Annotated in this window: 10 protein-coding genes; 7 read left to right on the top strand and 3 right to left on the bottom strand. The window is 69.1% G+C overall.

Going from position 1 to position 13,149, the window contains the following annotated elements:
* Positions 1–30: 30 nt before the first annotated feature.
* On the top strand, positions 31–579 hold the full coding sequence (locus tag ACZ68L_RS38330) for a hypothetical protein (RefSeq protein WP_469587135.1): 549 nt from the start codon (positions 31–33) through the stop codon (positions 577–579).
* 143 nt (positions 580–722) lie between these two features.
* On the opposite strand, the gene ACZ68L_RS38325 is transcribed toward ACZ68L_RS38330, so the two are convergent.
* From ACZ68L_RS38325 to eccB, 3 genes are all read right to left on the bottom strand, one after another.
* The gene (locus tag ACZ68L_RS38325; protein ID WP_469587134.1) at positions 723–1,184 is read right to left on the bottom strand and encodes a hypothetical protein; all 462 of its coding nucleotides are present in this window, start codon (positions 1,182–1,184) and stop codon (positions 723–725) included.
* Positions 1,185–1,353: 169 nt separating this feature from the next.
* Positions 1,354–2,610, bottom strand: coding sequence for a type VII secretion-associated serine protease mycosin (gene mycP / locus ACZ68L_RS38320; protein WP_469587133.1), 1,257 nt, complete (start codon positions 2,608–2,610; stop codon positions 1,354–1,356).
* A gap of 13 nt (positions 2,611–2,623) precedes the next feature.
* Positions 2,624–4,156, bottom strand: coding sequence for a type VII secretion protein EccB (gene eccB / locus ACZ68L_RS38315; protein ID WP_469587130.1), 1,533 nt, complete (start codon positions 4,154–4,156; stop codon positions 2,624–2,626).
* Between the two features lie 182 nt (positions 4,157–4,338).
* Between eccB and eccE the strand changes: the two genes are divergently transcribed.
* From eccE to ACZ68L_RS38285, 6 genes are all read left to right on the top strand, one after another.
* The gene (gene eccE / locus ACZ68L_RS38310) at positions 4,339–5,679 is read left to right on the top strand and encodes a type VII secretion protein EccE (protein WP_469587128.1); all 1,341 of its coding nucleotides are present in this window, start codon (positions 4,339–4,341) and stop codon (positions 5,677–5,679) included.
* Positions 5,676–6,386: a hypothetical protein gene (locus ACZ68L_RS38305; protein ID WP_384456851.1), complete on the top strand. Its 711-nt coding sequence runs from the start codon at positions 5,676–5,678 to the stop codon at positions 6,384–6,386. The genes eccE and ACZ68L_RS38305 overlap by 4 nt, the downstream gene beginning before the upstream one ends.
* Positions 6,387–6,471: 85 nt before the next feature.
* On the top strand, positions 6,472–6,705 hold the full coding sequence (locus tag ACZ68L_RS38300; RefSeq protein WP_469587125.1) for a DUF397 domain-containing protein: 234 nt from the start codon (positions 6,472–6,474) through the stop codon (positions 6,703–6,705).
* Positions 6,706–7,036: 331 nt separating this feature from the next.
* Positions 7,037–9,904, top strand: a complete 2,868-nt coding sequence (locus tag ACZ68L_RS38295; RefSeq protein WP_469587122.1) for an SCO5717 family growth-regulating ATPase — start codon at positions 7,037–7,039, stop codon at positions 9,902–9,904.
* A 197-nt stretch (positions 9,905–10,101) separates the two neighbouring features.
* Positions 10,102–11,970: an ABC transporter substrate-binding protein gene (locus ACZ68L_RS38290; RefSeq protein ID WP_469587119.1), complete on the top strand. Its 1,869-nt coding sequence runs from the start codon at positions 10,102–10,104 to the stop codon at positions 11,968–11,970.
* An 89-nt stretch (positions 11,971–12,059) separates the two neighbouring features.
* Entirely contained in the window at positions 12,060–13,142 is a 1,083-nt protein-coding gene (locus ACZ68L_RS38285; RefSeq protein WP_469587116.1) for an ABC transporter permease, read from the top strand.
* Positions 13,143–13,149 lie beyond the last annotated feature (7 nt).

Genomic DNA, 13,149 nt, shown 5'->3' with positions numbered 1-13,149 from the left:
CGAACCGCCGGAATCAGGGGTCCTTACGATATGGCCCTGCGGCCGCGGCATCGCAACATCAAGCTGCTTGTCGAACCGCGGCGGCTCCTGCGCCGCCAGCCTCTCCTCCGAAACCGCGTAGTACGACGCCAGTCGATTGGCCTGGTTGATGGCCTCCTGGCGGTTCTTCTCGACCTTCACCGCCGCGACGTACTCCGGGTTGCCCTCGATCCGCTTCGGGGCCTCGATGTCCTCGACGGACTTGCGGTCCAGGCGGTTGTCGCGTGGCGGCAGGGAGTTGCGCACCGATGCGAGGCCCGTGCCCGCGACCGTGATCTGTGTCCCGGCCGCCTCCGCGAAATCGCCCAGCTTCAGGGCGTGGGCGACCAGGCCATTGCCCCAGTCACGGAAGGCAATTCCGGACTCGCCCTCCCAGTCGACAGCCTTGATGAAGTCGTCCAGCTCATCCGCGGCGACCTTGATGGCCGTCCTTGCCTTCCAGAGCGCATCACCCGCGTCTTCGAGGTGCTCCGGATTGGAGTTGTGGATCAGGTCGATCATCGTGTTGAGCTCGTGGCCCTCGAACGAAGTCCGTCCTGATGAGCCCGAACGTCCGAAGCCGAATGACTCTATGACGTGCTGGACCTGCCGGTTGACGTCTGTGACGATCAGCTGGGTCTGGACGCGTTGCTGGTCCTGCGCCTGCTGTTCGTTGGGGGTCAGTTCCGGCTTCTTCGGATCACTCATTCGGCTGCCCACCCCGAGTCACTCTGGTTGTCGGCGTTCCGATGCTCAGGCTTGTCGGCCTTCTCCACCTGCGCCTTCTCGTTCTCCTTGACCAGACGGGTCTGGATCTCGTAGAACCGGCGCCGCACGTCGTCGTCCACGTTGTCGAAGCCGACGGCCGCCGCGTGCACGCCGAGGCTCAGGTATTCGATCTGGTCGCCGAGAGACTTGGAGAGCGAGACGAGCGCCTCGTGGACGCGGTTGTACTGCGCGTACAGCCCGTCCGCCTCCGCGAAGCACGCGTTCTGACCACTCAGGGCAGCGCGCGACACCGTCTGCGCCGCAATCTTCGACTTACCGGCCGGCGAACCCTCGAGCTCCGCAAGCAGCGTATCGACACGCCCCCTGAACTTCTCCAGCGCGCCAACACCACGCCGGAGGTCGCCCGAGCCTCCCCCGCCACCGCCTGGATCGGTCACGATCCTGCCCTCCCCGATTCCCCGTTTGCTCAGACTGCCACTCGTTGCTATCGCACCCGCGTGAACACGTCTGACCTCATTCCACAAACTCTAGCCACTGGCTGCGAGAGGACCAACCCTCTTATCCATCACGTAACTTCCGCAGCCCCTGCCCCGGTTGACGGGCTCGTCAGGCATTGCCCACTCGTCCCAGGCGCCGGGACCGCCGTCGGGAATCGCGCACGGCCACGGCCGCACCCGCGATCGCGGCGACCAGTACTGCCCCGCCCACCACCACGTAGGTCGCCAGACGGGCGTTGCGTTCGTCCGCCGTTTCGCCCTGGTGGAGTTCAGCCGGTGTCGGCGCTTCGCCCTTGCTCATGCCTTCGTTCGCCACCGGGCGTTCGATGGGCTTGTCGTCCTCCGTCAGGGCACGCACCGGGTCGACGACGCCCCAGCCCACCAGACGGTCGTGTCCCGCGATCGAGCGTTCCGCCGTCTGCTCGATCTGGGCGACGATCTGTTTCTGCGTCCAGCCCTGGTGCTTGGCCTTGATGAGGGCGGCGACTCCCGCGACGTACGGGGCCGAGAAGCTGGTGCCGTTGTCGGCGCAGTGTCCGCCGCCGGGGACCGTCGAGATCATGTCCACGCCGGGGGCGGCCACGCCCACGAACTCGCCGGACTGGGAGAAGGCCGCCCGCTCGTTGTTGCGGTCCGACGCGGCCACGGCCAGGACACCGTCGTACGAGGCCGGGTAGGTCTCCTTGACGTTGCCGCCGAGCCCGTCGTTGCCGGCGGAGGCGACGATCACGATCTCCTTGGCCAGGGCGGCGTCCACCGCCTGCTGCAGAGCGTCCGTGGGCCTCACCGCGTTGGCCGTGTCCTGGGAGATGTTGATGACGTCCGCGTGGGCGACGTCGGCTGCGTAGCTGATGGAGGCGGCCAGCGTTTCGGCCGTTCCGTGGCCCTCGGCGTCGTTCTGCTGGATCGGAATGATCGTCGCGTCCGGAGCCAGACCGGTGAAGCCGGTGCCCTTCACCTCTCGCGCGGCGATGATTCCGGCGACCTTGGTGCCGTGACCGACCTTGTCGGTGGTGCCGTTCTCCTTGCCGCGCTCGATCTTGTTGCCGTTCTCGTCCTTGAGGTTCTTCCGCAGGAAATTGTGGCCGCTTGCGGTGTCCACGGCCTTCCTGAGCTGAGGGTTCTTGACATCGACGCCGGTGTCGATGACCGCCACCCGTACCCCCTTGCCGGTGGACTGCTTCCACAGCTCATCCATCAGGACGCGCTGCAAGGCCCAGGGGCGGCCCGCGTACTTCTTCGAGGGGAAGGTGCACTGGGTGGAGTCGTCCGCGGCGGCGGGCAGTACCGGCAGCGTGACGAAGAGGACGGCGGTGGCGGCTGCGGCTGTCAGCGGACGCCGGTACCGAGAGGAGTGCGTCGTCATGTGGATGCTCTCCTCAGGAACCCTGCGGCTGGCGGGCCGCGCCGGTCGACAGGCGTGGTCCCGTGGGCAGGAACGAGGACCACGCGGCCGGGATGGGCGCGGGCACGACGTCCTTGTATCCGAGCCGGTTCTGCGCTTGTTGCGCCTCCTGCTGCCGCTGCGCCCTCTCCTCCTTCGTGCCTGATTCGCCGATGCCGGAGTCGTCCTGCACGCTGTCGCCATTGGACTGCATGGCATAGCGCAGACCGGTGTCGGTGACCAGGAAGAGGGGGCCGGAGTCGGCGCTGGACCCCTTGAACTGCCGGAAGAGCAGTCCGGATCCGGGGGTGACGTAGGCGCTGCTGGAGCCGGTGGGGAGCGTCGCAGGGAAGCTCGTGCCCGCCCATGTGCTGAGTGTGCTGGCCCCGTTCTTCGTGGCGACGCCGCGCAGGACGTTGCACACAGTGTTGCGGCTGCCGGCCCTGGCGCTCGCGGAGTTGACGGGCTTCGGCTTGCTCGTGGGCCAGTCCATGTCCTGCCCGAAGGCCTTGCCGGGCTCGAACGCCCCGGCACTGACATGCCTCTCCTTGCCGTCCTGGCCGAGGCTGACCAGATCACTGCTGCTGAGCAGCAGCTTCGCGACGAAGTTTGATACGGGGGCGACCCGGCCGGGCAGGACCACGTACTGCTGGGTCCTGGTGCCGGATGTCGCCGCGAGGACCGTGCCCACCTTGTTCGCCCCGGGCGGCAGCTTCCCCGGGATGCCCGCGTCACCGCCGGGGGTTCCGGGGACGGTCGGGAAGTCGACCGCGTCTCCGGTGTGCAGGGTGTCCAGCCACGCGGCGGAGACCCGCTGGGGGGCGCGGCCGTCGCCGACCAGGGTGCGAAGCAGCAGTTCGTCCTTCTTCACCTGGTACGCCTTGCCCGCGGCGTCCACGATGTAGCGGGTCCTGTCCGGCCCCGGTCCCTCGACGTACATCAGCTCACCGCCGTGCAGCCGGCCCGCGCCCTCGGCCTTCTTCTGCTCGCGCTCCGCGAAGACGAACGCCGCCTTCTGGATGGCCCTTCCGCCTTCGCCGGGCCGCTCGCAGACGGCCCACCGCTTCTTCGAGCCGGCTTCGTCCTTGTCCGGCAGCCGGTCGGGGGCGTACGGGATGCCAAGGGTGGCACCGTGCGGGATCTCGCCGTTGTCGAGGACCGATTCGTCGACGTTGATGACCTTGCCCTTGTCCGGGGCAAGGAGGAGCTTGGCGCTGGACATGTTCAGCACGGGGTGGAGCTGCGTCTTGCCATCGGTTTTCAACACCACATAGCGCGTGGTGGATTTGCTGGCGATGATGACGTTCTCGTAGGGGGTGTCCCATTTCTGGGGTGCTACGGGCTTGAACATCCCCCAGGCTCCGAACGCCGCGAGGATGACGACGCCGACGATCGCACCGGGCACCACCGCGCGCAGGGGGCTCGGCGCACCCTCCTCCGAGCCGGTCGGGTTGGGTTGCAGGAACTGCGCGATCAACCTCCGCTTCGCGAAGGTGTAGGCGTTGAGTTCGTCCCGCCGTGATGCCATCTGTCCGCTGCCCCTTTTCCCCAGTGGGCGACCAGGTTCCCACACACGCCACGGGCGACTGTCGCCGACTGAGCCCCCTGCTATGCCTGTTGGCGCTTGACCGTCACTGCTCGGGTAGGGTGATCGCCCGGTCAACACCCGTGAAAAAACGGCACATACGGATACGAGGGGGCAACGCGGCGATGGGTGCAGCAACGCGCGAGCGCACGGGGCGGTCTACCCATCGAACGTCCGGCCCTTCCCGACGGCAACGCGGCAACGAACCGGCCAGCGCAGCACCCGCCCCGTCGGCGAACGCTCCTGCGGCGACGACTCTGCGGTCGATCTCGCGGTCCGGTGTCCTAGGTCCCGTACTTCGGCGGATGGTGCTCGTCGAGGCCGCCCTGGCGGTCGTCGCGGTGGGTGTCGCGCTCGGCGGTCCCTGGCTGGTGCCCGCAGTCGCGGTCGCCTGTCTGCTGGTACTTCTCTCGGTGGTACGTCGCCGGGGCCGCGCCGCACAGGACTGGCTGTCGACGGCACTCTCCCTCCGCGGTCGCAGGCGAACGGCCGTGGCGTCCGCCGCGGATGCGGAGCCGCAGCTGGCGCCGGTCGCGGAAAGTGTGCCGGGGTTCGCTCCGTACATCTATGTCGACCGGGACCGTCGCACGGTGGGCATGGTCGGGGACGGCACGTTCCTGACCGCTGTCGTGCGGGTCGAGGCCAGCGGTGAATCGCTCCGCCAGGCGCGCGGTGCGCGGGCGCTCCCGCTGTCCCTCCTGGGCGATGCCCTCTCGGTGGACGACATCGTGCTGGAGTCCGCGCAGCTCGTGCAGCAGGTACGCCCCGCACCGGCACAGCATCTGCCGCAGCAGTCGGCGGCACGGCTCTCCTACGCCCCTCTCCAGGAGCAGACCGGGGCGCCCGCACTGCGGATGACCTGGGTGGCTGTGAAGCTGGATCCGGAACTGTGCCGGGAGGCGGTCGAGGCGCGCGGGGGCGGAATCGGCGGGGCTCAGCGCTGTCTGGTTCGGGTCGCGGACCATGTGGCGAGCCGGATCACCGGCGCCGGATTCCGGGCCGTGGTACTGGACCAGGAGGAGCTGCACTCCGCCGTGGCGACATCGGCGTGTGCCAATCCCATTCTGTCGGCCCGCGCCGGACGCCCGGATGTCGCGCCGCAGCGGCGGACGACGGAGACGTCAAGGGTCTGGCGGTGCGACGATCGTTGGCACACCGCCTACGCGGTGGACCGCTGGCCCGAGTTGGGCCGGGCGGCGACTCCTCTCCCGCGCCTCGTCGCACTGTTGACCTCGGTCCCCGCGTATGCGACGACCTTCAGCCTGACGGTGCGACGCGGTTCGCGCCAGGGCGATGTGTCCGTGTCCGGACACGTACGGATCACGGGCGGATCCGATACCGAACTTGTCGGGGTACGAAGGACATTGGAGCAAGCCGCACGGCACGCCAAGGTCGGTCTGGTGCGGCTGGACCGCGAGCAGCTGCCCGGCGTGCTGGCGACGCTCCCGCTGGGAGGCGCACAGTGACGAATCGCACCGAGCCGAGGCGGGGACTGCGCGGTCCTCGCCACGCGGGGCACACTCTGGCCGCGGAGCACCTGGGCGCGCTGTCGTTGCCGGTCGGGGACGACGGTGTGATCATCGGCACCGATGCCGAGGGGCGTCCGCAGATGATCGGGTTCCACCGCCCGGCACCGTACGACGTCCTGTTGATCGGCGGCCTGTGGACAGCACAGGTGCTCGCGTTGCGTGCGGCGGCTACGGGGGCACGGGTGGCGGTCGAGACCGGGCGCACCCAGGCGTGGACCACTCTGGCGCAGGCCGCGGGAGCCGGTCTCGAGTGCGTCTCCCTCCATGACGTGGGGCGGGTTCCGCCGACCGGAGCGACCGTGGGCAGCCCGGTGGTGGTGGTGCGGGACTGTGGCATGCGCCCGCCCCGCGGCCGGGTGGTGTCCTCGCCCTGGCAGTCGGTATTGACGCTGCTGCCCTATCTGAGCCCCGTGGCACCCCGGTTGATGCGGGCGTCGACGCTCGTGGGCATCCAACGGGTCTCGCCCGCCGAGGCGGACCAGATCGGCCGGATCCTGGGGCTCGCTCGGGCCGAGAGCGAGGCTCTGCCCACCCTGGCGGACGGTGTCACGCTCTGGGTGGCGGGCCGTGAGCGCCACTGGGTGATGACCAGTGCGACGGATGTCGAGACCGGCCTGCTGGGCACTGCTCGCCGGATGGACTGAATACTGTTCCGTTCGCAACCCCGGGCCTGCCGCTTCCAGGGAGGATGACCGGGGAACGACACGGTTCGATCGAAGGGACGCCGACATGGGCACCCAGCAGGAAAAGGAAGAGCTCTACGCTCTCGACATCTCGGAAGTGGCGTGGCTGAGCGCACCGGGGACGGAGAACGTCGAGGAACGGGTCGAGATCGCGCATCTGCCGGGCGGTGCCGTCGCCATGCGCTCGTCGCTGGACCCAGAGACCGTGTTGCGGTACACGGAGGCCGAGTGGCGCGCCTTCGTACTGGGCGCACGGGACGGTGAGTTCGACCTCACGTAAGCAAGGGTCAGGTGCAAGGGTGGCTGTCCGGACACGGCGGCCACCCTTTCATCACGCCTGGATATGTATCGAATTGACCGCTTCGGTCTGTGTGCTCTGCCGTACTCGGGGTACTTGAGGGCGGTGCGTGACCTACTGGACAGTTCCTGCCGTGCAATACGGCCTGCCGGAGCGGGCCCCATGACGATTAGGGTGGGTCCGGGCGCGGCAGAAGAACCTGCGGGCAGGCGATGCGTGTCCCAGGGGGAGAGCCGGGCGGTCAGGAAGACGGAAAAAACGGTCGCCCCCACCCACTACGGCACAAGGGTGCTCGACCACACCAGGAGGCAAAGTGAACGGCGATCGGGACGAGATCCGCGAGGGCTGGAACAAGCCCGTCGACGAGTCGTCCGACGCGGAGCCCGCCGAGATGACGGGTGAGTTCACCATCGACTACACCCCGCCCGCCTGGTACACGCAGAACGCGCCGGGGGACTCGTCGGGCGGTGCCGGGTCGCACCTGGCGCCGCCTCCGCCGCCCAACGGGGCACCGTTGTCCGTGCCCCCGCCGCCGACCGGGGGCGGCTTCGACCCCAACTGGGCTCCGGCGCCGCCCGCGCCCGTGCCTGCTGCACCCGCACCTGCTGCCGCGTCTGCACCCGCATCTGCTCCTGCGCCTGCTCAATCCGCCGCAGGGGACTCCGCTCCTGCTCCTGCGGAGGGGACCGCAGCGGGGACTGCCGACGGAATGACGGACCCGTTCGGCGGCGGCGACGTGGAGAGCGGCGCGACCATGCGCATCTCGCCGGCCTCGCTGAAGCGGGAGATCGCGGAGCGCGAGGAGGCGTCGAGGAGCACGGACAGGGACGGCTCGGGTTCGGAGGCCGCGGGAGTCGGTGCCGGTGCCGGTGCTGACCGTACGGACGAGAGCGAAGCCTCCAATTCCGACTCCGACTCGGGCTCCGACTCGGGCTCCGACTCGGGCTCCGACTCCGACTCCGACTCGGGCTCCGGCTCCACACAGGCGGCGGACGCGGACGCCGATGAACCGGACGGCGCCGCCGCCGTCACGGATTCCGGTGCCGATGCCGCGCCGGCCGCCGAGGCTCCGGCCGACATCACGGGCGGTGCCGCCGACGGTCCCGGGGGCTCCGCGCCCTCGGACGCCGTCGCGGACGCGGTGCCCCAGGACGTACCGCAGGACACCCCGGCGCCCGCCGCGCCGGCCCCCTGGGCCCCGGCGCCGCCGCAGGGTGGTCTGCCGCCGCTGCCGCCCTCCTTCCAGCCTGCCGCGCCGCAGCCCAGCGCCCCCCAGTCGGCGCCACAGTGGCCCGCTCCGACTCCGGCCGGCCAGGGGCCCGGCGGCTACGGATTCCCGAACGCCGGGGCGCCCCAGCCGCCTCAGGCACCACAGCCGCCGCACGGTGGCCATGGATTCCCGCAGCAACCCGCGCCCCCGGCGCAGCAGGGACCGGCACAGGGTGGTTACGGCTTCCCGCAGCCGCCTCAGGCACCACAGCCGCCGCACGGTGGCCGTGGATTCCCGCAGCAATCCGCACCCCCGGCGCAGCAGGGACCGGCGCAGGGTGGTTACGGCTTCCCGCAGCCGCCGCACGCGCCCCAGCCGCCTCAGGTACCCCAGCAGCCCCACGCACCTCAGCCGTCCCAGCAGCCTCAGGCGCCTCACTGGCCCGTGCAACAGGGCGTACCCCTGCCGCCGCAGGTCCCCCAGGCGCCGCAGCAGCCGGTCCAGGGCCCGCCCCATCTGCCCGCGCAGGTTTCCCCGCAGCAGCCCGCGCATCAGCAGGCGGCCCACCCCCAGCCGCCGCAGCAGCCCCAGGCACAGGGACAGCCCGTCGACCCGCGCACCGGGGCGGCCTGGCCGACGCCGGTCACCCACGACCAGCGCGAGCGTTCCGTGCCCGGCGCCCCGCTCGGCTACACGGCGGCGGTGGAGCTCTCCTCCGACCGGCTCGTCCGGGGCAAGCAGAAGGCGAAGAGCAGCCGTACGCCGTCCGGCGCGGCCCGCTTCAAGCTGGGCGGCAAGAAGGAGGAGGCCGAGCGGCAGCGCAAGCTCGAACTGATCCGTACGCCCGTGCTGTCCTGCTACCGGATCGCCGTCATCAGCCTCAAGGGCGGCGTCGGCAAGACCACGACGACCACCGCCCTCGGCTCGACCCTGGCCACCGAGCGGCAGGACAAGATCCTCGCCATCGACGCCAACCCGGACGCGGGCACGCTCGGCCGCCGGGTGCGCCGGGAGACCGGAGCCACCATCCGTGACCTGGTCCAGGCGATCCCGTACCTCAACTCGTACATGGACATCCGCCGCTTCACCTCACAGGCGCCCTCCGGTCTGGAGATCATCGCCAATGACGTGGACCCTGCGGTCTCCACGACGTTCAACGACGAGGACTACCGGCGCGCGATCGATGTGCTGGGCAGGCAGTACCCGATCATCCTCACCGACTCGGGCACCGGTCTGCTCTACAGCGCGATGCGCGGAGTGCTGGACCTCGCCGACCAGTTGATCATCATCTCGACGCCGTCGGTCGACGGTGCGTCCAGTGCGTCCACCACTCTGGACTGGCTGTCGGCGCACGGGTACGCGGAGCTTGTGCAGCGCTCCATCACCGTCATCTCGGGCGTCCGCGAGACAGGAAAGATGATCAAGGTCGATGACATCGTGCAGCACTTCGAGACACGCTGCCGCGGCGTGGTCGTCGTCCCGTTCGACGAGCACCTGTCGGCCGGTGCCGAGGTCGACCTCGACATGATGCGCCCCAAGACCCGCGAGGCGTACTTCAATCTCTCCGCCATGGTCGCCGAGGACTTCGCGCGCGCCCAGCAGCAGCAGGGACTGTGGACGTCGAGCGGCTCCAACCCGCCTCCGCAGTACGCCCCGCCGATGCCCGGCCAGCAGCAGTACGCCCCTCAGCCGCCGCAGCAGCCCTACCCGCCGCAGCAACAGCCGCCGTACGGCGGCCCGCAGCCCCAGCAGCCCTATCCGCCGCACCTCGGCCCCGGAGTGCAACAGAACGGCTGGCAGCAGTCGTTGCCCTCCCAGGCCCCGTCCGCGGCGGACCCGGCCGGCCCCCAGCCGCCTCACCAGCAGCAGCCCGGCCTGCCTGGTCAGCCCGGTCAGCCGGTCCCGCCCGAACTGCAGGGTCCCGTACCGCCCGTGGGCTGGCAGCAGCCGCCGCCAGCGCCTCAGCAGTAAGGCAACAGAGGTCTGAACCAATGAGGGCCCGCATCGTCTCCACGGTGCGGGCCCTCCGCGCATTCCCGCAGACCACACGCCGTTTCGATGACCGTTGACGCGGCTCGACAACCGCTGATAAACCTTCGCTTCACCAGCTGGCGAACCACAGATCAACCCGCCTTCTCCGTGCGAGTCATGACGCGAGGTCCCTGACCATGGTCGAAAGAGTTCCACCACCCTCCGCCCAGCCACGCTCTCGTCTGCGTGTCCTGCTGGCCTCCGGCGCCGCCGCTCTGGCACTGACCGCCGGTTCCGTCGTCGGCGTGCCCCTGGGTGCCGCGCCGCAGCAGGCGCAGGCCGCCGACAGCGGCAAGTCGACGCTGACCGTCGCCGTCGCTCAGAGCGTCGATTCCCTGAGCCCGTTCCTCGCTCAGAAGCTGATGAGCACGAGCGTCAGCCGGCTCATGTACGACTTCCTGACGAACTACGACCCCAAGGACAACCACGCGGTCCCCGCCCTCGCCACCAAGTGGGAGCCGTCCGCGGACAAGTTGACCTGGACGTACACCATCCGGTCCGACTCCAAGTGGTCGGACGGCCAGCAGGCCACCGCCGAGGACGCGGCATGGACGTTCAACAAGATGATGACCGACGAGGGCGCCGCGCAGGCCAACGGCAACTTCGTCGCGAACTTCAAGAAGGTGACGGCTCCGAGCCCGACGCAGCTGGTCATCGAGCTCAAGGAGCCGCAGGCCACCATGGCCGCGCTCGACGTGCCGATAGTCCCGAAGCACGTCTGGGAGAAGGTCGGTGACTTCTCCAAGTTCAACAACGACACGAAGTTCCCGATCGTCGGCAACGGGCCGTTCATCCTGACGGACTACAAGGTCGACCAGTATGTGAAGCTCAAGGCCAACAAGGACTTCTGGCGCGGTAAGCCGAAGTTCGACGAGCTGGTCTTCAAGACGTACAAGGACCAGGACGCCGCGGTCGCCGCGCTGCGCAAGGGCGAGGTCTCCTTCGTCGCCGGCTCCCCCGCCCTGACGCCCGCCCAGGCCGCCTCCCTCAAGGGCGAGAAGAACGTCAAGGTCAACGAGGGTCCGGGCCGCCGCTTCTTCGCGCTGGCCGCCAACCCGGGCGCGCAGACCAAGGACGGCAAGAAGTTCGGCGACGGCAACAAGGCCCTTCTCGACCAGAAGGTGCGCCAGGCCCTCTTCCTGTCCATCGACCGCAAGACCGTCATCGACAAGGTCTTCCAGGGCCACGCCGTCGAGGGCCAGGGCTACATCCCGCCGCGCTTCTCCACGTACTTCTGGCAGCCCTCAGCCGACCAGAGCCTCGCGTACGACCCGGCCAAGGCCGCCAAGCTCCTCGACGAGGCGGGCTACCGGCTCAAGGGCGACCAGCGCGTCGGCAAGGACGGCAAGCCGCTCGACCTGCGCATCCTCTGCCACGCCACGGACCCGAACGACAAGGCGATAGGGAAGTACCTCAAGGAGTGGTGGGGCAAGCTCGGCATCGGGCTCAAGGTCGACTGTCTCGACGACGTCTCCGTGCCGTGGTACGCCGGTGAGTACGACCTCGCCTTCGACGGCTGGTCGGTCAATCCGGACCCGGACTTCGTCCTCGGCATCCACACCTGCGGCGCGCTGCCCGTCAAGGCCAAGGACAGCGCCACCACCGACAACTTCATCTGCGACAAGACGTACGACGAGCTCTACAAGAAGCAACTCGCCGAGTACGACCCGGCCAAGCGTGCGGACATCGTCAAGCAGATGCAGTCGTGGATGTACGACTCGGGGTACATGAACATCATCGCGTACCCGAACGCGGTCGAGGCCTACCGCACCGACCAGATCAAGTCGATCAAGACCATGCCCGAGGCGGCAGGCAACATCTACGGCCAGGACGGGTACTGGAGCTGGTGGTCGGCCGTTCCGGCGGGCAGCAGCAGTTCGGACAGCTCCGGCGGATCCGGCTCCACCGGAGTCGTCGTAGGCATCATCGTGGTGGTCGTGGTGCTCGCCGGTGGCGGGCTGTTCATCGCAAAGCGCCGTCGTACCACCGCGGACGACCGCGAGTAATCACACGGAAGGGTTGAGAGGGGCCGGCCGGGGCGGCGCGCAGCCCCGCCGGTTCCCTCTAAGTGCAGCACGAGTAACGAGAGTTCCCCATGACAGCTGAAAGCACTCCGGCGCTCGTGCAGGTCGCGGACGCGGGCACTGAAGGTCCGGCTCAGGCCGGGCCGTCGGCCGCCCGCGGCCCACGGGCGCGTAACACCAAGGCCTACCTCCAGTACGTGGCGGCCAAGATCGTGGGAGCGGCCGTCTCCCTGTTCGCGGTCCTGGTCACCAGCTTCTTCCTCTTCCGGCTCATTCCCAGCGACCCGGTGAAGCAGATGACGGGCGGCCGTCCCGTCTCCGCGGAACAGCTCCAGTCGCTGCGTCATCAGTTCGGCCTCGACCAGCCGATGTGGCGGCAGTTCACCAGCTACGTCGGCGACGCCCTCACGGGCGACTTCGGCACTTCGTTCCAGTTCCACGCGCCCGTCATCGACAAGATCACCGAGGCGCTCCCCGCGACCCTGCTCCTCACCGGCACGTCGTACGTCCTGTACACCGCGCTCGGCATCTGGCTCGGCACCCGTACCGCGTGGCGCAACGGCTCCACGAGCGACCGCTTCAACACCGCCTTCGCGCTGACGCTCTACTCGGTGCCGTCGTTCTGGCTGGGCCTGCTCCTGATCATCGTCTTCTCGGTGGGCATTGGACCGATCCCCGGGATGTTCCCGACCGGCGGAATGCAATCGGGCGGCGAGAGCGGATTCGCGTACATCCTCGATGTGGCGCATCATCTGGTCCTCCCGGTGATCACGCTGGTCGCGGTCGGGTACGCCCAGACGCTGCTGGTGATGCGCTCCTCGCTGCTGGACGAGATGGGCAGCGACTATCTGACGACGGCCCGCGCGAAGGGGTTGCGGGACGATGTCGTACGCCGCAAGCACGCCGTGCCGAACGCCATGCTGCCGACGTTCACGCTGATGTTCGTGAACCTGGGGCATGTGGTCGCCGGGCAGATCCTGGTCGAGACGGTGTTCTCCTGGCCCGGCCTCGGCGGTCTCTTCTACCAGGCGCTCAGCGTGCCCGATCTTCCCCTCGTGCAAGGGCTGTTCTTCGTCTTCGCCACCGCTGTGATCCTGGCGAACACCCTTGCCGACGTGCTCTATCCGCTGCTCGATCCCCGGGTGGGCCGATGACGACCGA

It is taken from the genome of Streptomyces sp. NPDC104309, from assembly GCF_055584025.1.
This window is presented reverse-complemented; position numbering and strand designations above follow the sequence as displayed.

Excerpts from the sequence above, each read along its gene's own strand:
- ACZ68L_RS38330 (WP_469587135.1), top strand. The coding sequence starts at position 31 with ATGGCCCTGCGGCCGCGGCATCGCAACATCAAGCTGCTTGTCGAACCG.
- ACZ68L_RS38285 (WP_469587116.1), top strand. The coding sequence starts at position 12,060 with ATGACAGCTGAAAGCACTCCGGCGCTCGTGCAGGTCGCGGACGCGGGC.
- ACZ68L_RS38290 (WP_469587119.1), top strand. The coding sequence starts at position 10,102 with ATGGTCGAAAGAGTTCCACCACCCTCCGCCCAGCCACGCTCTCGTCTG.
- mycP (WP_469587133.1), bottom strand. The coding sequence starts at position 2,610 with ATGACGACGCACTCCTCTCGGTACCGGCGTCCGCTGACAGCCGCAGCC.
- ACZ68L_RS38300 (WP_469587125.1), top strand. The coding sequence starts at position 6,472 with ATGGGCACCCAGCAGGAAAAGGAAGAGCTCTACGCTCTCGACATCTCG.
- eccB (WP_469587130.1), bottom strand. The coding sequence starts at position 4,156 with ATGGCATCACGGCGGGACGAACTCAACGCCTACACCTTCGCGAAGCGG.
- eccE (WP_469587128.1), top strand. The coding sequence starts at position 4,339 with ATGGGTGCAGCAACGCGCGAGCGCACGGGGCGGTCTACCCATCGAACG.